General features: G+C 34.7%; 20 protein-coding genes and 1 other annotated feature. Of the genes, 15 read left to right on the top strand and 5 right to left on the bottom strand.

Annotated elements, in window-relative coordinates; all coding sequences use genetic code 11:
- The first annotated feature begins 26 nt into the window (after positions 1-26).
- The 7 genes from CLOCL_RS20270 (at position 27) to CLOCL_RS20240 (ending at position 8,836) form a co-directional block, all read left to right on the top strand.
- Positions 27-1,403 carry a glycosyltransferase family 39 protein gene (locus CLOCL_RS20270; RefSeq protein ID WP_245532821.1) on the top strand — a complete coding sequence of 459 codons (1,377 nt, stop codon included), beginning with the start codon at positions 27-29 and terminating at the stop codon, positions 1,401-1,403.
- A gap of 93 nt (positions 1,404-1,496) precedes the next feature.
- Positions 1,497-1,730, top strand: a binding site (T-box leader).
- Positions 1,731-1,910: 180 nt separating this feature from the next.
- On the top strand, positions 1,911-3,539 hold the full coding sequence (ilvB, locus tag CLOCL_RS20265) for a biosynthetic-type acetolactate synthase large subunit (RefSeq protein ID WP_014257071.1): 1,629 nt from the start codon (positions 1,911-1,913) through the stop codon (positions 3,537-3,539).
- 68 nt (positions 3,540-3,607) lie between these two features.
- Positions 3,608-4,120: an acetolactate synthase small subunit gene (gene ilvN, locus CLOCL_RS20260; protein WP_014257070.1), complete on the top strand. Its 513-nt coding sequence runs from the start codon at positions 3,608-3,610 to the stop codon at positions 4,118-4,120.
- An 8-nt stretch (positions 4,121-4,128) separates the two neighbouring features.
- Complete coding sequence (gene ilvC, locus CLOCL_RS20255; RefSeq protein WP_014257069.1) at positions 4,129-5,124, top strand: ketol-acid reductoisomerase; 996 nt, start codon at positions 4,129-4,131, stop codon at positions 5,122-5,124.
- A gap of 192 nt (positions 5,125-5,316) precedes the next feature.
- Positions 5,317-6,840, top strand: coding sequence for a 2-isopropylmalate synthase (locus CLOCL_RS20250; RefSeq protein WP_014257068.1), 1,524 nt, complete (start codon positions 5,317-5,319; stop codon positions 6,838-6,840).
- Positions 6,841-6,922: 82 nt separating this feature from the next.
- Positions 6,923-8,497, top strand: a complete 1,575-nt coding sequence (gene cimA / locus CLOCL_RS20245) for a citramalate synthase (RefSeq protein WP_014257067.1) — start codon at positions 6,923-6,925, stop codon at positions 8,495-8,497.
- Positions 8,498-8,575: 78 nt separating this feature from the next.
- Complete coding sequence (locus CLOCL_RS20240; RefSeq protein ID WP_014257066.1) at positions 8,576-8,836, top strand: hypothetical protein; 261 nt, start codon at positions 8,576-8,578, stop codon at positions 8,834-8,836.
- A 115-nt stretch (positions 8,837-8,951) separates the two neighbouring features.
- On the opposite strand, the gene CLOCL_RS20235 is transcribed toward CLOCL_RS20240, so the two are convergent.
- Complete coding sequence (locus CLOCL_RS20235; protein ID WP_014257065.1) at positions 8,952-9,821, bottom strand: DUF368 domain-containing protein; 870 nt, start codon at positions 9,819-9,821, stop codon at positions 8,952-8,954.
- 340 nt (positions 9,822-10,161) lie between these two features.
- On the opposite strand from CLOCL_RS20235, the gene sigI reads away from it, so the two are divergent.
- Together sigI and CLOCL_RS20225 are read left to right on the top strand one after the other, a co-directional pair.
- A complete protein-coding gene (sigI, locus tag CLOCL_RS20230) occupies positions 10,162-10,866 on the top strand; it encodes an RNA polymerase sigma factor SigI (RefSeq protein ID WP_014257064.1) in 705 nt (234 codons plus the stop codon).
- Positions 10,867-10,870: 4 nt separating this feature from the next.
- Positions 10,871-12,073 carry an anti-sigma factor domain-containing protein gene (locus CLOCL_RS20225; protein ID WP_014257063.1) on the top strand — a complete coding sequence of 401 codons (1,203 nt, stop codon included), beginning with the start codon at positions 10,871-10,873 and terminating at the stop codon, positions 12,071-12,073.
- 178 nt (positions 12,074-12,251) lie between these two features.
- Here CLOCL_RS20225 and CLOCL_RS20220 read toward each other — a convergent pair whose 3' ends face one another.
- Positions 12,252-13,514 carry a sensor domain-containing diguanylate cyclase gene (locus CLOCL_RS20220; protein ID WP_014257062.1) on the bottom strand — a complete coding sequence of 421 codons (1,263 nt, stop codon included), beginning with the start codon at positions 13,512-13,514 and terminating at the stop codon, positions 12,252-12,254.
- A 467-nt stretch (positions 13,515-13,981) separates the two neighbouring features.
- Between CLOCL_RS20220 and rpsF the strand changes: the two genes are divergently transcribed.
- The 3 genes from rpsF (at position 13,982) to rpsR (ending at position 15,038) form a co-directional block, all read left to right on the top strand.
- Positions 13,982-14,269, top strand: a complete 288-nt coding sequence (gene rpsF, locus CLOCL_RS20215; RefSeq protein WP_014257061.1) for a 30S ribosomal protein S6 — start codon at positions 13,982-13,984, stop codon at positions 14,267-14,269.
- A 9-nt stretch (positions 14,270-14,278) separates the two neighbouring features.
- Positions 14,279-14,689, top strand: a complete 411-nt coding sequence (locus CLOCL_RS20210) for a single-stranded DNA-binding protein (RefSeq protein WP_014257060.1) — start codon at positions 14,279-14,281, stop codon at positions 14,687-14,689.
- 61 nt (positions 14,690-14,750) lie between these two features.
- Positions 14,751-15,038, top strand: coding sequence for a 30S ribosomal protein S18 (gene rpsR, locus CLOCL_RS20205; RefSeq protein ID WP_014257059.1), 288 nt, complete (start codon positions 14,751-14,753; stop codon positions 15,036-15,038).
- A gap of 89 nt (positions 15,039-15,127) precedes the next feature.
- Here the strand turns inward: rpsR and CLOCL_RS20200 are convergent, their stop codons facing one another.
- Positions 15,128-15,997 carry a YihY/virulence factor BrkB family protein gene (locus CLOCL_RS20200; RefSeq protein WP_014257058.1) on the bottom strand — a complete coding sequence of 290 codons (870 nt, stop codon included), beginning with the start codon at positions 15,995-15,997 and terminating at the stop codon, positions 15,128-15,130.
- Positions 15,998-16,366: 369 nt separating this feature from the next.
- Here CLOCL_RS20200 and galU point away from each other — a divergent pair, with 369 nt between their 5' ends.
- The 3 genes from galU (at position 16,367) to CLOCL_RS20185 (ending at position 18,240) form a co-directional block, all read left to right on the top strand.
- Complete coding sequence (gene galU / locus CLOCL_RS20195; RefSeq protein ID WP_014257057.1) at positions 16,367-17,239, top strand: UTP--glucose-1-phosphate uridylyltransferase GalU; 873 nt, start codon at positions 16,367-16,369, stop codon at positions 17,237-17,239.
- A 222-nt stretch (positions 17,240-17,461) separates the two neighbouring features.
- The gene (locus CLOCL_RS20190; RefSeq protein ID WP_014257056.1) at positions 17,462-17,713 is read left to right on the top strand and encodes a hypothetical protein; all 252 of its coding nucleotides are present in this window, start codon (positions 17,462-17,464) and stop codon (positions 17,711-17,713) included.
- Entirely contained in the window at positions 17,695-18,240 is a 546-nt protein-coding gene (locus CLOCL_RS20185) for a hypothetical protein (protein WP_014257055.1), read from the top strand. Before CLOCL_RS20190 ends, CLOCL_RS20185 begins: the two co-directional genes overlap by 19 nt.
- 712 nt (positions 18,241-18,952) lie before the next feature.
- Here CLOCL_RS20185 and CLOCL_RS20180 read toward each other — a convergent pair.
- Both CLOCL_RS20180 and CLOCL_RS20175 read right to left on the bottom strand, forming a co-directional pair.
- Complete coding sequence (locus CLOCL_RS20180; RefSeq protein ID WP_014257054.1) at positions 18,953-21,799, bottom strand: phosphodiester glycosidase family protein; 2,847 nt, start codon at positions 21,797-21,799, stop codon at positions 18,953-18,955.
- A 74-nt stretch (positions 21,800-21,873) separates the two neighbouring features.
- Positions 21,874-22,530 (bottom strand): tRNA 2-thiocytidine biosynthesis TtcA family protein, encoded by a 657-nt coding sequence (locus CLOCL_RS20175; protein WP_052306638.1) that lies wholly within the window; start codon positions 22,528-22,530, stop codon positions 21,874-21,876.
- Between the last annotated feature and the right edge of the window lie 238 nt (positions 22,531-22,768).

Raw genomic sequence — 22,768 nt, 5'->3', positions numbered from 1 at the left:
TTATAAATGCAGGGAGTACTTTTTTTGTGCTGTTCAGAAAGAACAAAGAATTATTACCGGCCAAAATACAGCTTACCTGTATAAATAGTATCATAACAGTAGTGACGGCTCTTATATATAGTCTTGTTACTTATGAAAATAGTTTTTGTCCTGAATTTGTTCAAGTATTGGGGATTCTATCGACGATATCCATAGTTGTTATGATAATTGGTGTGTTTTTTAAAGAAGCAAGTATTGTACAAATTATACCTGAAGATATAAAAGAAAAAAACAATGCAAGTATTTTTTTTAAAATATTTGGATTAGCTATAGCATCAAGATTGATTATTTATTTTGTAGGGTATATTTATGGGATTCAGACATTTGACATAAAGACCGGTTTCTTAGAAAGTTTTGATTCCATGTGGAATAAATGGGATTCAATTCATTATCTTAACTTGGCCCAGAACGGTTACAGTACTGATGGAGAAAATGCAAAACTTATTGTTTTTTATCCTTTCTATCCTCTTTTAATAAGGATTGCAGCCGTAATGTTTAAAAACTATTTGGTTTCAGGCGTAGTTGTTTCCAACTTATGTTTGGGAGTGGGTTGTTACTATTTATACAAGCTGGTCAAGATTGATTTTGATGAAGAGACTGCTTTTAGATCTGTAAAATATATGCTTATATATCCTTTTTCGTTTTTCTTCGGTATTGCCTATACCGAGAGCACCTTTGTTGCTTTGTCTATCATGGCCTTATACTACATGAGAAAAAATAAATGGTTTTTAGCTGGAATTTGCGGATTTCTTGCAGCACTTACCAAGAATCAGGGAATTATTCTGGTTATTCCGGCAGCAATGGAATACGTGATTTCCAACCAGGTTTTTGATGAATTGAGAAAAAAGAATTTAAAAAATATATTAAAGAGCTTTTTTGCAAAGGGAATTTATATACTTATGATTCCTTTAGGTACTTTGGTTTATTTTATGATAAATGAAATATTGTTTGGCAATTGGAATGAATTTTTAGTATATCAGAATAAATACTTCGGCAATAGTTTCGGTAATGTTTTTAAGAACATAAAACGGATTACCCAGTCGGCCATATCACCGGAGGATACCTTTAGATTGACCTACTGGATACCGTTTATTTTGTCATTTTTATTGGTGATCTTTCTTATTTTTTATTCCATAGGAAGACTTCGTATTTCCTATAGTGCTTATATGTTAGTGTTTTTGCTGATATCTTTTTCACCTTCATTCCTGCTTAGCGGGGCACGATATATTCTGTCTTTAGCACCGATTTATATTAGTCTTTCTGTCCTTGCGAGAAGAAAAGAAGTGGATGTTATACTTACCTATTCGTCAACGTTGTTACTCGGATTTTATACACTTGCCTTTTTAATGGGAAGAGTTCTTTAAGCGAAATGCATTAATCAATAAAAAATGAAAAATGGTATTGACAATATATAGAGAAGGTGTTAAACTAATCATTAACTATATTTTGATATAAGCAAAAAAGCTATGATGGAAAAAAGATGCATAGGATTGCACAAGAGAGCTGATGGTTGGTGCGAATCAGCGCATGATATGCATGTATAACTCGTTCCGGAGCTTCGTTGCTGAAATGGGAGTAGGTGACGACGTTGACTACGTTATAGTCTGTACATATTTTATATATGTACCTGAGGGCATTATATATGTCGAATCAGGGTGGTACCACGTAGGATTATACCCTTCGTCCCTGCAAGCTAATTTGCGGAGGCGAAGGGTTTTTTGATTGAAGTTTCTTTTACAATGGGTTTTGAAAAAATAGCAGAGGTTATAGGTTTATCGAAGTATTAATGCTGCTGTGGAAGATAAAATATAAGAATTGAAGATTTCGAAAGAGCAAGTTTTGGGGAACAGATAGCAAAGGGGTGCAATATTATGAAGATAACAGGAGCACAAGCAATTGTAAAAGCTTTGGAAAATGAAGGGGTAGAAGTTATATTTGGTTACCCTGGAGCTGCTATTTGTCCGTTTTATGATGCTTTGATCGACTCACAAATACGTCATATTTTAACCCGACATGAACAGGGAGCCGCTCATGCGGCAAATGGATATGCCCGTGCTTCCGGCAAAGTTGGAGTCTGTGTTGTTACATCAGGACCCGGAGCGACGAATCTCATTACCGGTATTGCTACGGCATATATGGATTCCATCCCTATAGTGGCAATTACAGGGCAGGTATCGTCGGATTTGATTGGACGGGATGTTTTTCAGGAAGCTGATATAACCGGTGCAACGGCACCTTTTGTAAAACATAGCTATCTTGTTAAAAATGCAAAGGATTTACCGAGGGTGATAAAAGAAGCTTTTTATATAGCTTCTACCGGAAGACCCGGTCCTGTACTGATAGACGTACCGGTAGATATCCAAAATAAAGAAATTGAGTTTGATTATCCTAAGAGTGTTGACATTAGGGGCTACAAGCCTAATTTAAAAGGTCATTCTCTTCAAATAAAAAGGATTGCTGATGCTATAGCCAAAGCAAAAAAACCTGTAATATGTGCGGGTGGAGGGATAATCCGTTCCGGTGCTGCAGAAGAGCTTTTGACTTTAGCAGAGAAGTGCCGTATTCCGGTTACACCTACGCTTATGGGTATAGGTGCATTACCATCCGATCATGAATTAAATGTAGGAATGCTGGGTACTCACGGTGTTTATGTTGCTAACTACGCAATAAATAATACAGACTTGTTGATTATTTTGGGAGCGAGAGTTGGTGACAGGGCTATGAGCAAGCCAAACCAGATTGCTAAAAAAGCGAAAATTGTGCATATTGATATAGATCCTGCTGAAATAGGCAAAAACATAGAAGTTTCCATACCGGTAGTAGGAGACTTAAAGCAAATATTGAATGAGCTTAATGCGGTTGTAAGTAAGGGAGAATCGGATGATTGGGTTGAAGAATTGAAAAAGAAGAAAGAGGAACATTCGATAAAGATGAATCCCGATTATAACTCCGATTATGTTAATCCTAAATATCTTCTGTCGGTTTTAACAGAAGTAGTTGATGCTGATACTATTGTTACAACTGAAGTGGGACAGAACCAGATATGGGTTGCGAACAACTTTGGGGTTAGAAGACCTGGAAGTTTTATAACATCAGGCGGAATGGGAACTATGGGGTATGGACTACCGGCTGCAGTAGGTGCAAAAGTTGCTTGCCCTGGCTCTAAGGTTATATGCATTGGCGGTGACGGAAGTTTCCAAATGTCAATGCAGGAACTGGGAACTATAAAGCAAAATAAAATCGGAGTAAAAGTGTTAATTTTTAATAACTATCGTCTTGGTATGGTTAGAGAACTTCAAAAAAACAGGCATAGCGGCCGCTATACCCAAGTTTTCCTGGATGAAAACCCTGATTTCCTGGCTATATTCAAAGCCTATGGTTTTGAGGGACAAAGGATATCAAGCAATAAGGATGTTAAGAAGGCATTAGAGAAGATGCTTGAGGATGATAACCCATACTTGCTTGAATGCATAGTTGATCCTGAAGAATCTACGCTTTAAAAAAGTGGCGAACGGTAATTATCGAAAAATATCATTTTGATATAAAGTCCTTAAAGGGAGGTAGAGATATGGGAAAGCATACTTTATCGGTACTGGTGGAAAATCAACCTGGAGTATTGTCAAGAGTAGCCGGATTGTTTAGCAGAAGGGGATTTAATATTGACAGTTTGGCTGTTGGAGTCACTGAAGATCCCGAGGTGTCAAGAATAACTATTGTGGTCAATGGGGATGAATATGTTGTTGAACAGGTGAGTAAGCAACTTAACAAACTCATTGATGTTATTAAGATTAAGAAACTTGATAAAAGTGATTCGGTAAGCAGGGAGCTTGCACTTATTAAAGTGAATGCAGATGCCTCAACAAGATCTGAAATTATACAGATTGTTGAGATATTTAGGGCAAATATAGTTGATGTTTCAAAAGATACACTGACTATTGAGATATCGGGGGATACCGATAAGGTTACAGCCCTTGAAAATATGCTCAGGCAATTTGGTATAAAAGAAATTGTTAGAACAGGTACAATTGCTATTGAAAGAGGCAATAAATATATAAAAGCTAAAAATAATGATAAGGAGTGAATTTTTAAATGGCTAAGATTTATTATGATAATGATTGCGATTTAGGATTGTTGAGGGGTAAGACAGTAGCTATTATTGGTTATGGAAGTCAGGGGCATGCTCACGCACAAAATTTGCACGATAGCGGTGTAAACGTAGTTGTAGGTCTTCAACCCAATTCACCAAGAAGACAGCAGGTAATTGACGATGGATTGAAAGTTGTTGACACTGATGAAGCAGCCAAAATTGGCGATCTGATTATGATATTGGCACCTGACCAGGTACAGAAGGATATATATGAAGAGAGCATAAAGCCAAATCTAAAAGAAGGCAATGTATTGATGTTTGCCCATGGTTTCAATATTCATTTCAATCAGATAATTCCTCCTAAGGGTGTTGACGTTGTTATGGTTGCACCTAAAGGACCGGGTCACACAGTAAGAAGCCAGTATAAGGAAGGAAAAGGAGTACCTGCACTTATAGCAGTATACCAGAATGAGACAGGAAAAGCCAAGGAATATGCTTTGGCTTATGCTGCAGGAATAGGAGCAGGAAGAGCAGGAATACTTGAAACTACATTTAAGGAAGAAACAGAAACAGACCTTTTCGGTGAACAGGCAGTGCTGTGTGGTGGAGTTACAGAGCTTATGAAGGCTGGATTTGAAACTCTCGTAAATGCAGGATATCAGCCGGAAATTGCATACTTTGAATGTGTACATGAAATGAAGCTTATTGTTGATTTGATAAATCAGGGCGGATTCTCCTACATGAGGTATTCTATAAGTGATACTGCCGAGTACGGTGATTATGTAACAGGTAAAAGAATTATAACTGAGGAAACAAGAAAAGAAATGAGAAAAGTGCTGCAAGAGATTCAAGACGGTAAGTTTGCTTCCAACTGGATTACAGAAAACAAATCTGGTGGAAGAGCGAATTTCCTTGCTATGAGAAGAAATGAGGCAGAACACCAGGTAGAAAAAGTTGGAGCAGAATTAAGAAAAATGATGAGCTGGCTCAAGAAATAACAGTATTAAACTAAGAATAGAAGTTGAGCTGTTGAATTTATATACATAATAGGTAAAAAGGTATGGAAAATATGGGAATTCCCATTTTTCCAACCACCTATTATATATTAAAGTTTATGATTTTGTTGGTATAAAATTATATAGATATATTTGTAAATATGAGAATGGTCTAGGAAATGGGAGGGTCAAATTATGTCTAGTAGAATAAAAATATTCGATACGACATTAAGAGATGGAGAACAAACACCTGGAGTCAATTTAAACATACAAGAGAAGCTGGAAATTGCACGACAATTGGAAAAACTGGGCGTAGATGTTATAGAAGCTGGATTTGCCATTGCATCTCCGGGAGACTTTGAAGCTGTTAAAGCTGTTTCAGAAAATATAAAAAATGCTACTGTTGCCAGTCTTGCCAGAGCTGTTGAAAAAGATATAGACAGGGCATGGGAAGCTGTAAAGGGAGCTGAGAGCCCTAGAATTCATACCTTTATTGCAACATCGGACATTCATTTAAAATATAAACTGAAAATGACTGAAGATGAAGTTTTGGAAAGAGCTATTGCGATGGTAAAATATGCAAAGAAATACTGTTCCGATGTGGAGTTCTCTGCAGAAGATGCCAGCAGAACAAGAATAGAGTTTTTGATAAAAGTGATTGAAGAGGTAATAAAAGCCGGCGCGACGGTAATAAACATACCTGATACTGTTGGATATACCACACCAGCAGAGTTTGGAAATATGATTCGTACAATTAAAGAAAAAGTAAGCAATATTGATAAAGTTGATATAAGTGTTCACTGCCATAATGATTTAGGTTTAGCGGTAGCAAATTCTCTTGCGGCAGTAATGAACGGTGCTACACAAGTTGAGTGTACCATAAACGGTTTGGGTGAGAGGGCAGGAAATGCTGCTTTAGAAGAAATAATAATGGGTATTGACACCAGAAAGGATTTTTACAAAATTGGGCATAAGATTGATACAAGGCAGATATATAGGACGAGTAAACTGGTAAGCAGTCTCACCGGTATTACTGTTCAGCCTAACAAAGCAATTGTAGGAGCAAATGCTTTTGCTCATGAGTCGGGAATTCATCAACATGGGGTATTGTCTGAAAAGAGTACTTATGAGATAATGAAACCTGAGTCCATAGGATTATCACAAAACAGAATGGTGTTAGGCAAGCTTTCGGGACGACATGCCTTTGAAGAAAGGCTAAAAGAAATGGGCTATACAACTCTTACACCGGAAGCAATTCAAAAGGCATTTGAAAAGTTCAAGAGCTTGGCAGATAAGAAAAAGGTGGTTTTAGACAAGGATATTGAAGCACTTATTGAGGAAAAAGTATCTGAAGTACCTGAAATATATGAACTTGAAAGCTTCCAGATAACAAGCGGCAATAAGAGCGTGGCAACTTCAACAGTTAGTCTTAAGAGAAATGATAACATTATTACAGAAGCTGCTACTGGTGATGGTCCGGTAGATGCTGCCTTTAACGCAATAGAAAGAGCTGTGGGAATGAGCTTTACTCTTGAAGATTACAGTTTGAGAGCGGTAACGGAAGGAAAAGACGCTTTAGGAGAGGTTACTGTCAGAGTGTCAAAGGACGGCAAGCTTTTTGTCGGAAGAGGAGTAAGTACTGATATTATTGAAGCTGGTGTAAGAGCGTATTTAAATGCAATAAATAGAGCAATAAGTGAAATAGGAGAAGTAAAATAGGGTTTCGAAATTTTGATTTTAAAAAATCAACCGTAGTTAGTGTTTAATTGTATTAAAGCTATTGCGTGGGGAGAAGTGAGCTATGAAAAAAGTAATTATTTACGATTCAACATTAAGGGATGGAGCTCAAGCGCAAGGTATTTCCTTTAGTGTTGAAGATAAAATCAGACTTGTCAAAAAACTTGATAAACTTGGTGTAGACTATATAGAAGCAGGCAATCCCGGCTCTAATCCGAAAGATTTGGAATTTTTCGAAAGAATAAAAAACACGAGCCTCAAAAATGCTAAAGTTATAGCTTTTGGAAGCACAAGAAGGGTTAATATTTCTGTTGAAGAGGATGCTAATGTTAAATCACTGCTAAAGGCTGACACTCCCGCGGTTGCAATATTTGGAAAGAGTTGGGACTTTCATGTCACTGAAATATTGAAGACTACTCTGGATGAGAATTTAAAAATGATTTATGATACGGTGTCTTTTTTCAAGAGTAGAAATAAAGAGGTTGTATTTGATGCAGAACACTTTTTTGATGGATATAAAGCAAATCCCGAGTATGCAATAAAGACACTTAAAGCAGCATGTGATGCAGGAGCAGATTGCATTTGTCTTTGTGATACCAATGGGGGAAGCTTTCCTAATGAGGTGTTCGAGATAACCCAGAGAGTTGTCAATGAGTTTAAAGTGGATATAGGCATACACTGCCATAATGACACAGGTATGGCAGTGGCAAACTCTATCATGGCTGTTCAGGCGGGAGCAAAACAAGTCCAGGGGACATTGAACGGATTTGGAGAGAGAAGCGGGAATGCTAATTTGTGTACAATTATACCTAACCTCCAGTTGAAACTTGGATATTCATGCATTCCTGGAGAAAATATGAAAAACCTTACTGCAATTGCCAGGTATGCAAGTGAGGTTGCGAATGTGCTTCACGATGAGAGAGCGCCTTATGTGGGAAAGAACTCCTTTGCTCACAAAGCTGGAATGCATGCCGATGCTGTTCACAAGAATACTACTGCTTATGAGCATATAGATCCCGAATTGGTTGGAAACCAAAGAGTATTTTTGATGTCTGAGGTGGCAGGCAGAAGTGCTGTATTAAATATGATTAATCAAATTGACAATACAATCACAAAGGATTCTCCTGAAACAAAGCTGATTATTGAGAAGCTCAAGGAGATGGAATACAAGGGCTATCAATATGAAGGTGCAGAAAGTTCTTTTGAACTTATAATAAGAAAAATATTAGGTAAGTATAAATCTTTCTTTGAACTTTGTGAGTTTAAGGTTGTTGTCAATGAGCCTTCTGTTACTACTGCCAACTCTTCGGCAATGATTAAAATTAAAGTAGGAGATCAGGAAGAGATTACCGCCGATGAAGGAGACGGTCCGGTAAATGCCCTTGATAAGGCCCTGAGAAAAGCATTGGTGAAATTCTATCCGGAGATTATGGAAATGAAACTTACCGACTACAAGGTAAGAGTCTTAGATTCAAAGGCAGCAACTGCTTCAAAGGTAAGGGTATTAATTGAGTCAACCGATTCGGAAGAAGTCTGGACAACTATAGGAGTTTCTACAGATATTATAGAAGCAAGCTGGTATGCACTGGTGGACTCTATAGAATATAAGCTTCTAAAGCATAGGGAGTTGCAGGAATAACTTATTGATTTTAGTTTTAAGTTTTGATGGAGTTAAGTTGCGTTTTTGGGTTAAAAATACTAAAAAAGGAAGATAAATTTGAAATTAATCGGGAAGCTAATAGATGGAACAACTATTGTTAATGAAAAAGTGGTGGAAAAGAAGGATAAAGATTTATCCTTCAGGGATCTTTTAGAGACAAACTTTATAGCTTTGTGTAAAGAACTGGATATTTCGGCACCCCTTTGGCTTAAAAGGAATACTACCGAGTTTGCAAGATTCCAGAAGACTTTTTTTACAAGAGATCAATTTATAGAAAGTGTAAAGTTTGACAAGTTTGAGATAAAAATTGAATATTAATATTAAAAAATTGCCTAATCAAGTTAGGCAATTTTTTTAAGAGGATTCAAAATAATTATCAAATCAATAAAGTATTTTATGATATTTAAAAAATGATTTTATATGCAACTTAATATTAATCGTTTGAAAATTTTGATAATGCCATAATCCCAGTAAATCCAAGAACAAAGGTTATTATAGAAACAATAGTTGTTATAACCCACCATGAAAAATTTGCACCAGCTGGAATTGCAGGAAAGATTTTATCATTAAATATCTCCCAAGTAGAACCGATAACAAAACCGATAACAACACAATAGGTCTGACGAGGGAATTTATTCATCGTCCACTCAATAGGCCTTGTAATTAAGAATATTCCGATAACAGTTAAAATTCCTAGTATTCCTATATAAACCAAATCAAAAGTACTGATAGCTTCAAGCATCGAATCGTACATACCGAGAACCAACAGCATATGCGATGTACTGATACCTGGAAGTACTAATGCCAATGCAATGATAATTCCTGTAACAAATAACATCAAATAATGCAGCAATCCCGAGCCGGAAGTAACACTTATTGTTCCTGTAGGAATAAATCCAATTGAAATAACTATAGCTAATCCTAAAAGGAAATAAATTATCGACGAAAATTTTAACTTGGAATCCATCGTTTTAGTTTTACTATATAAAGCCGGAACTCCACCTATTACAGCACCTAAAAAGAAAAACGAAATAGGTATGGGAGCAACCTCCAGTAATTTCTTTATTACATTTGAAAGTGTGAAAATACCTATTCCTGCTCCTATACAGACTTTCATGAGGAATATGATATTTCCTTTGATATCTTTTAGAAAACGACTTACAGAACTTATAAGCCTGTCATAAATACCCAACAGGATAGCCATAGTTCCGCCGCTTACTCCCGGCACACTCATGGACGAACCTATTATAAATCCTTTTAGCATAATTAATAAAGTATCTTTTGAAAATTTTTCTTTTTCCATGACAAACCTCAGTATATAATTTATTTTCCTTGTAAAATTTTTATAAATTTGATACTGGTCAATTATACCATATACGTCTTGGTATGTAAAGTTTGTTTGGCTAAAAGATAGATAAGACCAGGCATTGCATAATCTAATATGGCGGAAGGTCTGGCTGAATTGTTTGCATTAATGGTATTACTGCTTTAATTGAAGCCAGCGTTATTACATGGTATAATCAAGGTATTAAATATAATAATTGGATGATCCCTGAAATTTATTGACTTTTCTCTTCTATAGAAACAAGTCAATAGTTTTTTTGTAAATCAGGTCAAAAAATAATACTTTGGCGGAGGAAATAATGAATTCGCTTACTATCAATGAGAGAGTTGAAAGCATTAAGAATGATGAATATGGAATCAATAAGTTTATTGAAGAGTATAAACCTTTTATTGCTTCCTGTGTCGAAAAGATTGTTGGACGCTATGTTGTTTATGGTCAGGATGATGAACTGAGTATTGCTTTAATTGCTTTTTCGGAGGCCATAAAAGCTTTTGATAGCTCCAGAGGGAATTTTCTTTCTTTTGCGCAGAATGTTATTAAAAGAAGAATAATTGACTACTATCGTAAGGAGAGCAAATATAATAATGTTGTTTTTTTAAAACAGCACAATGATGAAGAGGATGAAGAAGATTCCGACCAGACTGCAGAGAAAGCTTTTGATGAATATTTAACTAAAGAAATTAGCCAATATAGAAGGTTTGAAATTGAGCAATTGAAAGAAGAATTAAAGGAATGGGGGATATCCTTTTTTGAACTTCCGGATGTATCTCCCAAGCATAAAAAAACCCGCAGGATATATTCTCAAGTTATTAAGTTTTTGCTTTCTGATCCGGAATTACTAAGTCAAATAAAAGAAAAAAAGGCTTTACCTGTTACTCAAATTGAAAAATGCCTTAAAATACCCCGTAAAAAAATCGATAGAGGTCGAAAATATATATTAGCAGCGATAGTAATTTGCACCGGTGATTATGAATTTATCAGGGATTACATAAGCTGGGAGTGAGAATGTGAAAGGGTTAATAGTTGATTTAAATGATAAATATGCTGTTGTATTAAGCAGAAAAGGCGAGTTTATAAGAGTTAAAAACAACGGTAAATTAATTATAGGTCAGGAAATTGACCTGGCTTCTAAAGTAGTAAACTGTAATTTCAAAGCATTATCGAAAGTTGTATCAATTGCTGCTGGATTCTTGCTGGTATTAAGTATAGGTTTAGGAATATATGCCTATAACATGCCATATAACTATATAAACATAGATATAAATCCCAGTGTGGAATTTACTGTTAATATATTTAATATGGTTTTAGATGCTGAAGGACTTAATAATGATGGAAAGGAACTATTGAAAAAATATAACTATAAGCATTTAAAAATTGATAAAGTTATTGAAGAATCTTTAAAAGCAGCTGTTCAAGAAGGATTTTTAGGAGAAAGTAATGAAAACGCTGTACTGATAACTGTCTCTGGTAAGAATTACGATAAACTATCAAATATTCAGAAAGAATTGGTGAACGCTGCTAATGTTACTTTGGAACAGGATAAAGTTCAATCGGAAGTAGTAACCGAGAAGGTTACTCTTGCTGAGCGTAATAATGCAAAAGAACTAGGTATATCTCCTGGAAAATTGGTGCTTATTGAAAAATTAAAAGAAAAAAAGCCCGATATTGAGATAGATGAATATAAGAAAAAACCGGTTAAAGATATTCTTTCTTCCATTAAACATCAAGCAAAAAAAGATATCCCTGAAAAGCCCGGAGAGCATAATATTCCTGAACCTAAGGATAAAGCAAAGGCTAACGAGCCTAAAAAGTCAAAAGAGAAAGATATTATTGCAAAAGATTCACATGAAAAAGATAAAGTACAAAAAGTTCCCGAACCGAAAGACAGGATAGAAAAGGAGACAAAATCCAATGAAATAAATCATAAACCTAAAACTCCTTTAGATACTAAGCTTAAGGAAAAAAAGGAAGGAGATAAACCTCAAAAAAATATAGCCCCTAAAGACAGTCCGCCAGAAGCCAATAAACCGAATGACATCGAACCGAAACCTGATAAACTGGAGGACAGTCATCCAAAGAATAATGAGCTGAAAGACAATAAACCGGAAAGCAATCAACCGAAAGCAAAAGATGATAAGCCTAAAGCTGAAAAAACGGAAAATAATAAAATAGAAAATAGGAAACAAGAGAATGGTAATACTGAAAGATAACGTATTTGGCGATACAAAGGCTAAAATTATTGACATAAAGGAATTGACAAATTAGAAGATAAAAAAGAAAAAAGCATTGATGGCGTAAATCTGGCACAAGATGAATATAGATCTCAACTTTAAAAAAGTGGTAGCAAAAAAATAAAGAATAGCGGAATATAAATAATTTTATATTCTGCTATTCTTTCATAAGAGTATTTAAATCCAAGTCACTATTATAAACTTCTACCCGGTTTCTGCCGCCTTGTTTTGCTTTGTATAAAGCAATATCAGCAACTTTTATAATATTATTTTTGTTATCTGCATGAATAGGATATGTCGCTACACCAAGACTGCAGGTTATAGGCGGCAATACAGTATCGTTTAATTTGGGCATAGGTTCTACAGCAATGGTTTCTCTTATACGTTCAGCTATTCCAACAGCTGTTTTTGTATCGGTAGCAGGCAGAATTGCAATAAATTCTTCTCCGCCATACCTTGCAACAAGGTCAGTTTTTCTAATACAGCGCAAAATAACCTGTGCGAACACCACTAACACAGCATCGCCAGCTGCATGTCCATATTTATCATTTACACCCTTGAAATGGTCTATATCCATCATAATAACGCTCAGACACTCATTCGATAAATTTGTAGCTTCAATTTGATTTTCCAAATATGTTTCAAGGAAATTTCTATTGTATAATTTAGTAAGCTTGTCCGTATAAGCTTTCTTATTTAACTGCTGCATAGCCCGTTTACTTGATATTATAGGTTTTGCTACTTCTATATAGGATTTTACTTTTGAGACAATGAGATCGTCAAAAAAGTATTTTGATTTGGAATATAGCTGTAAAATTCCTAATGTCTGATTACCGATAGTTATGGGTAAACAAATATAACTACCGGTTTTATGTTCAGTAAGTTGATATGCACAAGTAATATCTGTAGCTATATTTTTTACGCTGCATTCACGTCCATATTTTATAAGAGGGCAATTTCTAGGTTCCATTGTACAAAGTGGCATTCTTTCATTAGTAATTCTTTGCCATAAAAAATCAGTGGACGATCGGTCATTCCTATAAAAAATAGTTATTTGATTGGCTAAATGCATATTTCGTATATAATTATACAAAGTTTCGTAAACTTCTACTTCAGATGTGGCACGATGAAGTATATCAGTAAAATTCTTAAAATTTTTCAATTCTCTAGCTTCAGAATGCTGCTGAGAGAGCTTGTTAAAAAGAATTCCGGAAACGAAAAAAATAACAATATACAGAGCTACACTAAAAGCAGTAGTAAATTCGATAAGGCCGATATGTGCTTTTATTGGATGTTCAAGATTATTATACCAATGAAAAATTGTATATGTAGGCAGAGCTAGGGCTAAACTGCAAGTAAGTGATACGAATATAAGGCAAAATGGATTTATGTTCTTTTTTACAGGTGATCTTTTAAACAATATTTTTCACCCTTTCCAGAGGATGTAACGTTTAGTGGGAATAAAGTCCAAACAACAACATGAAATTGCACATTACTGTAAGCTTTGACTTGGCAATTTGATTTAACCAATAAAAATACAGTAAAAGTAGGTGCAATATATGCAAGTATCACTTTGTGAAGAATAGACTAACACATGTCCACTGGCCTTTATCTGATTAACTTATATATATATAATATCATACAATGAGATTTTTGAAAACTATTTTGTCAATATGTAATAAATTATTAATTTTATGAAACATATTAACAATAGATCGATATTGTTTCACATACTAAATTAAATAATAAAAAAGATGGTTAAGGGAAAGAATGTATATAGGAAAAAATACACTTGTAAAAATTTAAAATATATGATAAAATACTTCGTTGTGATTCCTTGCTCTGTTAGCAAAACAGGGCCGTAGTCCGGGAGGAGGTGAAGTAATTATGGTAAATAAATATGAGTCAATTTTTATAATCAGCCCAGAAGTTAGTGAAGACGATACAAAAGCTATTGTTGAAAAAATTAAGGGCGTTATTGAATCTCATGGTCAATTGGAAAGCATTGACGAGTGGGGTAAAAGGAAACTAGCATATCCAATAAAGTATCATAATGAAGGATACTATGTGCTGGTAAATTTCAGTTCTGAACCTAATTTCCCACATGAACTTGAAAGAATGTATAAGATAACCGATGGAATCATAAAAAATATCATTATTAAAAAGGATAAATAAGGTGAATTTATGAATAAGGTTATTTTGATGGGAAGATTAACACGAGATCCCGAATTAAGGTATACCAGCAATAATTTGGCTGTATGCAGTTTTACGCTGGCAGTCAATAGAGGGTTTGCAAAGCAAGGAGAAGAAAGACAGGCTGATTTTATTCCTATCGTTGTATGGGACAAACAGGCTGAGTTTTGCTCCAAGTATTTTACAAAAGGCCTTCAAGTTGCAGTAGTGGGCAGAATACAGGTTAGGTCTTGGGATGATAATGAAGGTAAAAAACGTTATACAACGGAAGTAGTAGCTAATGAAGTGTATTTTGCCGACAGCAAGAAAAGCGATATAGCTGATAAAGTGCAAGACCCGCAATTGGCTGAGCCGGCTGACGGATTTTATCCTTTGGAAGAAGATGATGAATTACCGTTTTAATGGGTTATGCTGCAAATGACGAAGGTTTATAGTTGATGTTGGAAGAAAGGAGGCGTTTGTTATGGCGAATTCGAAAAAAGAGAAAAATGGTAAGGAAAATTATGATAAAGCCGATGCAAAAGCAACTGCAAGAGTAAGAAGAGCAAAGAAAAAAATATGTGCTTTTTGTGTAGAGAAAGTTGCCAATATAGATTATAAAGATGTAGCAAGACTTAAGAAATATATATCGGAAAGAGGTAAAATATTACCCAGAAGAATATCGGGAAACTGTGCAAAACATCAACGCCAATTGACTGTTGCTATAAAGAGAGCAAGACATATAGCATTGCTCCCATATACAGCTGACTAATAATTTTGAAAAATAAATATGAAATGGAAATCTAACGAAACAAGCTATTGGAATTTTACCGTAGCTTGTTTTTTTTATGGTGAATTTAATTATGACGTTTTATTTTTGCGTTTTGCTCGGTTATAAGCCAATGCTGCATTTAATTCACCTCCTAAAAGTATTATTATACTTATCCAATATAGCCAGATAATCAGTAAAATTATACCGCCTATGCTACCGTAAGTGTTGGCATAATTTGAGAAATTGTTTACATAAATAGAGAACAAAACTGATATAATAAGCCAGCCAACAGTAGAAAAGATTGAACCGGCAAGTACTTCGGAATATTTCATGCGTCGGTTGGGCATATACCTATATAGCAAGGCGAAGACAATAATCATTATTGCAGCCGGGCTCATAAAACGAATACATGACCAAAGGGTTTTAAAACTATTGGAAAGACCTAAAAAAACAAAAATACTTTTTCCGATTACTTCCCCTAAAATGAGAAGAAAAAAGGATAAAATAATGGTAAAAGCAAAAGCTATGGTTGCAATTATGGATAATAGGCGTACTTTCCAGAGAGAACGTGTTTCGTGCCTATCATATGCTTTATTTAAACTTTTTATCACTGCATTCATTCCGTTTGAAGCCGCCCAAAGCGCAGCGACCATACTGAAGGACAAAAAAGTTTGCCTATTGGCATGGGAGGTCTGGTCAATTACCTTTTTTATAATATCATATGCAATATTAGGAATGACTTTTGACAAATCATTTAAGGCTTGTTCACTTGTTATAGGAGTAAAACTGATAAGATTAATGAGAAATATCAAAAAGGGGAAAAGGGCAAGAATAAAATAATAAGCAAGCTGGGAAGCTAAAGCAGGAACATCATCATCATTAAATCGAAAATATAAGTCTTTAGCCAATGGTATTATCCAGTTTATAAACGAATAATATTTTTTTTTAACTTGCTTCAAAGTATCATCTCCTTTCCGGTAAATTTTATTAATTATCTATATTGTGGATAAATTAATGTCATTGTGTTTGCTGCAAGTGCATACAGTATCTTTACATATTATTTTTTATAAAGATAAATATATTCAGCAAAGCTTTTAGGAATAAATAATTTTAAAATGCGGCAAATATTTAGAAAAACTAATAAACATGGGAAAAGATGTTGGAAAAATTGCTTGATTCTGATAGAATTAATATATAAGGGATTTCTAAGAAATAACTGGCCAATTTGCGTTTCAGAAAAAGATTTTGTTGGACATAAAATAATTAACCAGATTTTCCGAAACGCCTAACCTGATGCGTTTCTATAAAAAGAAAAGGGGTGTAGCAACTTGAAAGTACGTAAGGCAATAATTCCAGCAGCAGGCCTGGGAACAAGATTTTTACCTGCAACAAAAGCTCAGCCAAAGGAAATGTTACCCATAGTCGATAAGCCAACAATTCAGTACATAGTCGAAGAAGCGATTAATTCCGGTATTGAAGACATAATCATTATATCTGGTAGAAACAAGAGGGCAATTGAAGACCATTTCGATAAGTCCTATGAGCTTGAGCATGAACTTGCAAAAAAGGGAGATGAAGAACTCCTTGAACTGGTAAGAGGAATATCAAATCTTGCAAATATTCATTATATACGTCAGAAAGAAGCGAAAGGGTTGGGACATGCTATATATTGCGCAAAATCCTTTATTGGTAACGAGCCCTTTGCAGTATTGCTCGGAGACGATATAGTGGACTCAGAGGTTCCATGTCTTAAGCAACTTATAGATGTATTTAATGAGTATAAAACCACAGTATTAGGAGTTCAGCCTGTTGATGAAGAAGATGTATCGAAATATGGAATTGTAAGTTGCAAACAGGTTGATAATAGAGTTTATAAAGTCAAAGACCTTGTTGAAAAGCCGGACAAAGAGAATGCGCCATCAAATATTGCCATTTTGGGAAGATATATTATTACACCGCTAATATTTGAATGTCTTGAGAACGCAAAACCAGGAAAAGGCGGAGAAATACAATTGACCGATGCGCTAAAAACTTTGATTGGCCAGGAAGCTATGTATGCCTATGACTTTATCGGAAAAAGATATGATGTTGGAAACAAGCTTGGTTTTTTACAAGCAACAGTGGAGTTCGCTTTAAAGAGAGAAGATCTTAATGAAGAGTTTACGAAATATTTAAGAAATATAATTTGTGATATCAAATAAGCTGTAGATAATAAAAATACATTATATATAAAAATAATACTTATAAGCTTCTTATAAGTATTATTTTTATGCGCAAAAAGGTTTTTTAGTGTAATAATTATTAATTGACTTAAAGTCTTGGGATATCCTGAAATAATATAAAATTACTTAATTTTTTTATCGCTTATTTTATATATGCTTTTTTTATGCAATTAAATCATAATATGTAAAGAGTGGACAACATTGAATAAATGCTACTCTATAAAATTATTTCTATTAATGCTTTTTACACTTGTAGTATTGCTTGCAGGCGGAATAAGCAAGAAAGAAGTAAAGGAAAAAATGACTGAGTATTTGAAGAATACGTACAATAAGGAATTTGTGGTAGAAGAACCGGTATTATCGGGGAATGAGGGATTTGGGTATAGAGTCTACAATGCGAGAGCTTATCCGGTGGATGAACCGGAAATGAGTTTTTGGTTAGATGGCAGATAGGTGACCCTGGAGTTTTTGATGATGGATATATTCATGCAAAATGGAGGGAACCGGCACAGGAGGAATTTAATAGGCTGCTGAAAGAAATTTATGGAGAAAATATAACTTCATTATATGGATTTAATTTCAATTCTAAATATCACAAAATTGACTTTAATGATGTTAAAGACTTAAGTTATGAGGATGTAGTTAAAAAGTATGCAGACAAGATTTATATTGATATGAAATATTATGTGTTTGTAGAGGGGGAATTTAACAAAAGAGAAGAAGCAGAAAAAGTCTACAGTCTTTTAAAACAGCATGTTCTTGGCAGAGAGATTGTTTCATTTGGTTTAGTAGTTAATTATATGGCAAGTGATTTTAAAAAGGAATTCTATGATAATTTCGTAGATGTTAGGTATGGTAGGAATGGTTATGATGATGAAACTCTTTACAATAAAGGGAAGTTTATAAATACAATGGGATTGGTTGGTGTAGATTTAAAAGATGATTATATAAATGATATTATAAATGAGTTTGAATACTAGGATATAAATGAGTTATTAATATTTGGGAGGTTAACTGCAAAACTATATCTTCTGCTAAGCTAGTTTGCTTATGTAGAAGTAATGGAAATGCCAGAGTATGCTAAGAACAGGTTTTAGGGAAAGACTTTAGGATATATAATTTATAACATACTAAGTAGCTGATTATAGGTCAAAAGAAGATATGAAAGAAGAAGCAAGAGAATTGTATACAGTATTAGAAGGAACTAACAGTTATTCCTGAGATATGATAATGGAAATATAAAACTTAAAAATGGTGTTCTGGCAATTTTCAATGGATTTGGTTATGGACATTATACTCAAAGCATTCATTTTGGATAGTAACGGTAATGTAATTAAAGCTGAAAGAACTAAGAGCTGTATAGCTTGGGAAATTGCTTTATAGAAATTTTAAAAACGAATTCAGCGAGTGAGTGACGTTTCTAAGTTGATAGATATTATACAACAGTGATTCTAATGACATTAAGGGACTTATTTTAGATTGGTATAATTGCATCAAAAATTATAATTTTGGTAGTTAATAAAACTATAGTTAGACAATTAAAAATAAGCCGTTAAAGTAATTATTTATTTGGATCGGGAAAATAAAGTAATAAAATATATCCAATTAGAAATTAACATTAATACGGAGAGTATTTTTATATAAAAAATGCGGGTCCTCAATAGACCCGCTATTTATTATAAACTAACTGCTTTATTTTGTAATATACTTATATTGAAAGGTTGGAACATTGTCTTTAATTATTACTTCTAAATATTTTGAGTTTGCTGCAGCATCTGGACTTAAGGAATTTATATTTACAGTACTCAGACCGGTGTATCTTATACCGTTTTCCATATAGCTTTCATTGGAGGAACTGTTATAAAACAGCCAAACATTGCATCCCGTTTTTTCCTTATGTTCTCTCAGTACCTTAATAAATAAATCTGCTTCCAAATTATCCTTAAAGTTTTTAGGAGAATCTTTCATTATAATAAACAGGTTTTTTCCGTTGAAACTATTGAGCTGATTTAAGAACCATTGCCATTGCCCGGAAGCACTGGTGCGCAAGCTTTTGTCGGAAGTATTTAGCTGAATGATTCTTAAGCCGTCTTTGTCAATACTTCTATACTGGGAATCAAAGGTTAATATTTGCTTGTCGAATGTGCTTGTGAAAGATTTACTTACAGTTCCTAAAGATACTAAAGTATCGATATCGGAACCGGATTTCTCGGACAATCTGATTTGAAGAATTTTACCGAGCAGGTTTTTAGGTTCTCCTTCCAAATTAAAAATATTAAATTTATAAGCCTTATTCGCATCCGTTAGCTCTACTTGTTTATTTGCCTCGTCCGAAGCAACAATATCCTCCGGCATAGTGGCACTGGTTTCCGGATAATTTGTGTAAGTGAAGGTTAAATTATCCATATAAATATCTCCTGCTTCAGGAACTGGATTAACCTGTACCGTATAAATTCTTGTCAGTTGAGCCGGAAGGCTGATGTTGTAAAGAGGAGTTTCTAAATAATTCCAACCAGTCCAGTTCATATTTTGGATTAAATCCAGCATTTGCTTTTGGCCATTGGCATCATATAATTCAATTCTGAGCCAATTACTGTTTTCCAGGGGATTGTATACCCATAAGCCTATTTTTATTACATTATTATCTATTTTCAAGCCGTTTTCGTTGAATACCAGATAAGCGGCCCTTGTACCTTCAAGGTTTGTAAAATCGAAGCTCAATCTTCCGGAACTTTTACCTTCTTTTCTTACCTTATTTGATATTTCATAATTCCCTGGCGTTTCGGGCGGATATGAAGTGAAACTTCCATTTGGAGATTCGAAGTTGTCAACTATAACAGGAACTGCTTCTCCTACCGAAACAGCACAGTAGGAATACAGTTCACCGTAATTGGCTTCGATTATTCCGGTACCTTTGTTTTTGGCAGTAAAAATGCCGTTGTTTATATCTCCTAAGTTGTTGTCCAGAGACCAGTTTATGTCTTTAGGATTGATAGTTGCAGTATAGCCATTTTGGTCAATGCCTTTTACGGTAAAGGAATAGGTATCTCCTTTTAACAGCTTTATGTTTTTAGTATTTAAAACAAGCTTAGCCGGATTATTTAAAACCCTGATTTTAATTGAGGATGTAAAATTGCCTATTTTTGCTGTAATAGTACCTTCTCCTTCACTGGTAGGATAGAAGGTATTGTTTTTAAAGGTTCCATCTACACCTTCAACGTTCCATTTAATGTTGGTTGTATCGATGTTAACAGGATTGAGATACTTGTCATAACCGATTACAGAAAATTCTCTGGATGTATTTACAAATATATTTGTGTCAACGGTATCAATAACAAAACCTTCAAGCGTACCTTTAGGGAGTACCGGAAGTATGCCGATGGCAGTGGATATTCTTCTGAGTGACCCATCGGAGGGTCTGTTGACAACATTTATATTGTTTTTATATGGCTCTTTAACTACCATTGTAGTGGAGCCACCTCCATCGAGGTTTAGAGCATTATAAGCGCCTAATTCTATCATTAGGTTGGCCAATTCAGTAAGGGTCATACCTATACTGGGATTTTGCCTTCCATCCACTGTAACCAGAATAAGTTCTTTACCGGAACGGGAACTGCCTACAGCAGTTCTTGGATTTCTTCCGTTTGTATCACTGGAAACATAAGAGAACTTGTCAGGAATACTTCCATCCTTTACTAATATGGCACTTCCTGTTACAGCCATTTCTATGTTATTCCAGTCAGGTGTGGTGGATATGGATAGATTTACAGGATCTCCTACGTTAAAGTTATTTAAAAGAAAATTGGCATTCTCACCATTGGCAACAACAACATATCCGTTTTCGGGAATTTCAACGGAGGGAAGTCCTTGACGAATTTCCACCACAGTGTTTTGGTCAACTAACATTTCAACAAGATAAGGATTTTCCGTTGAAGCACCTGGGGAGTATTGAGTCCACCTTCTGTCATATATGGCTATGGTATTGTAATTGTCAGTATTGGGTTTGTTGTATTTAAAAACAATAGCAGAAGCACCATTGGGTGCAATTATTTCCATATCGGTTTTCCAGAAATCAAACATGGCTTCATTGAGGTTGTTAATTGCAAAGGTGCCCATTGAGTCATTATATCTGTTATATTCCCTGTCGGCAGAAATAATTTTACCCGATTGCACTATAGGACCGTCCGGATATCCACCACCGGTCTCTTTCATCCAATTGAAAAAGCCTGCATTTATAGCAGCTAAAGCACCGCTTGACTCTGTAAGCGTTTTGACATTGGTAAGGTTTTGAACAGATTCATTATTTATCAATGTATCTACTCGAATATTTTCATTGTTGAGATCTACTCTCAAAACATTAATGATAAGCCAGCCTTCTTCGGTAAATCTTAGTATTTTTTCATGGGTCACACCGGTCGTTATAACTTCTTTGGTAGTTATATCGTATATTATACTATTTGCATCCACAGTGTTGAAGGACATACAAAATAGAATTGCCAAAACAATTATCATTGAAAAATTTTTTCTTATGTACTTCATAAAATCTCCTCCGTTATGTATTTGGTTGCTAATTTGGGGGAAAATCCCCATCTCTTAAGAAATATTATATTTATTTACCAGTTATCTATTCCTAAACGCTTTATAGCTCCGAAAATATTGTTTTTTACAGTTCTATTATCCCTGTGTAAATCAGCCAAAAGGTCTTTGACATATTGCCTTTTTGTCTTGCCGTCTACATGGCAGGGACTGGGTACTACCGGAAGACCATTGGACTTTATATATTCTTTTATATGTTTTTCCTCAATATATATCATAGGGCGAATTAAGTACAACTCTTTCCGTTCCAAAAAAGTTACCGGTGAAAAGGTTTGGATTTTTCCGGCATATAATGTGCTGAGCAAAAAGGTCTCAATTACATCATCCCTATGGTGAGCTAAAGCTACTTTATTGCAGTTAAGTCTTTTGGCAACGTTGTGCAATGCCCCTCTTCTTAGGTTGGCACACAGTGAGCAGGGATTTTTTTCATTCCTTGCTTCGAAGACAATTTTTCCTATAACGGTTTCCTCAATAGTATAATTGACGTTAATTTTTTTGCAAAGTTCCACGACTGGGCTTAGATCAAATACACCGATGCCCATGGTCAGGGTTACAGCCTCAATGTCAAAATGAACGGGATAGAAACTCTGCAATTGCTTAAGCAATACCAAAAGGGTAATACTATCCTTTCCTCCGGATACACCTACAGCTATTCTATCGCCTTCTTGTATCATATTGTAATCTTCAATAGCTTTCCTGATTTGTCCCAATAACTTCTTAATTTTAAACACCTCTTACATAAAAAATATGAAAATTGAAATTATGTGGTTTACATAAAACAATGCAACTCTTCAGGATAATTATAAAATATCTTATATGCCGTATCAAGTTAACGTTGTGTTACAAATTTTGGCCATAAAAAAGAGTTGGGTGCAGTAGATAAAATAAAAAAAAGTGAGATAAAAAAAGAAT

This window comes from Acetivibrio clariflavus DSM 19732 (genome assembly GCF_000237085.1).
Taxonomy (GTDB): domain Bacteria; phylum Bacillota; class Clostridia; order Acetivibrionales; family Acetivibrionaceae; genus Acetivibrio; species Acetivibrio clariflavus.
The sequence above is the reverse complement of the archived record's forward strand: the minus strand, read 5'-3'. Positions and strand labels throughout refer to the sequence as shown.

What these genes read in the sequence shown, in the direction of transcription:
- ilvB (WP_014257071.1), top strand. Translation starts at nt 1,911, where the DNA reads ATGAAGATAACAGGAGCACAAGCAATTGTAAAAGCTTTGGAAAATGAA.
- ilvN (WP_014257070.1), top strand. Translation starts at nt 3,608, where the DNA reads ATGGGAAAGCATACTTTATCGGTACTGGTGGAAAATCAACCTGGAGTA.
- ilvC (WP_014257069.1), top strand. Translation starts at nt 4,129, where the DNA reads ATGGCTAAGATTTATTATGATAATGATTGCGATTTAGGATTGTTGAGG.
- CLOCL_RS20250 (WP_014257068.1), top strand. Translation starts at nt 5,317, where the DNA reads ATGTCTAGTAGAATAAAAATATTCGATACGACATTAAGAGATGGAGAA.
- cimA (WP_014257067.1), top strand. Translation starts at nt 6,923, where the DNA reads ATGAAAAAAGTAATTATTTACGATTCAACATTAAGGGATGGAGCTCAA.
- CLOCL_RS20235 (WP_014257065.1), bottom strand. Translation starts at nt 9,821, where the DNA reads ATGGAAAAAGAAAAATTTTCAAAAGATACTTTATTAATTATGCTAAAA.
- sigI (WP_014257064.1), top strand. Translation starts at nt 10,162, where the DNA reads ATGAATTCGCTTACTATCAATGAGAGAGTTGAAAGCATTAAGAATGAT.
- rpsF (WP_014257061.1), top strand. Translation starts at nt 13,982, where the DNA reads ATGGTAAATAAATATGAGTCAATTTTTATAATCAGCCCAGAAGTTAGT.
- CLOCL_RS20210 (WP_014257060.1), top strand. Translation starts at nt 14,279, where the DNA reads ATGAATAAGGTTATTTTGATGGGAAGATTAACACGAGATCCCGAATTA.
- rpsR (WP_014257059.1), top strand. Translation starts at nt 14,751, where the DNA reads ATGGCGAATTCGAAAAAAGAGAAAAATGGTAAGGAAAATTATGATAAA.
- CLOCL_RS20180 (WP_014257054.1), bottom strand. Translation starts at nt 21,799, where the DNA reads ATGAAGTACATAAGAAAAAATTTTTCAATGATAATTGTTTTGGCAATT.
- CLOCL_RS20175 (WP_052306638.1), bottom strand. Translation starts at nt 22,530, where the DNA reads ATGATACAAGAAGGCGATAGAATAGCTGTAGGTGTATCCGGAGGAAAG.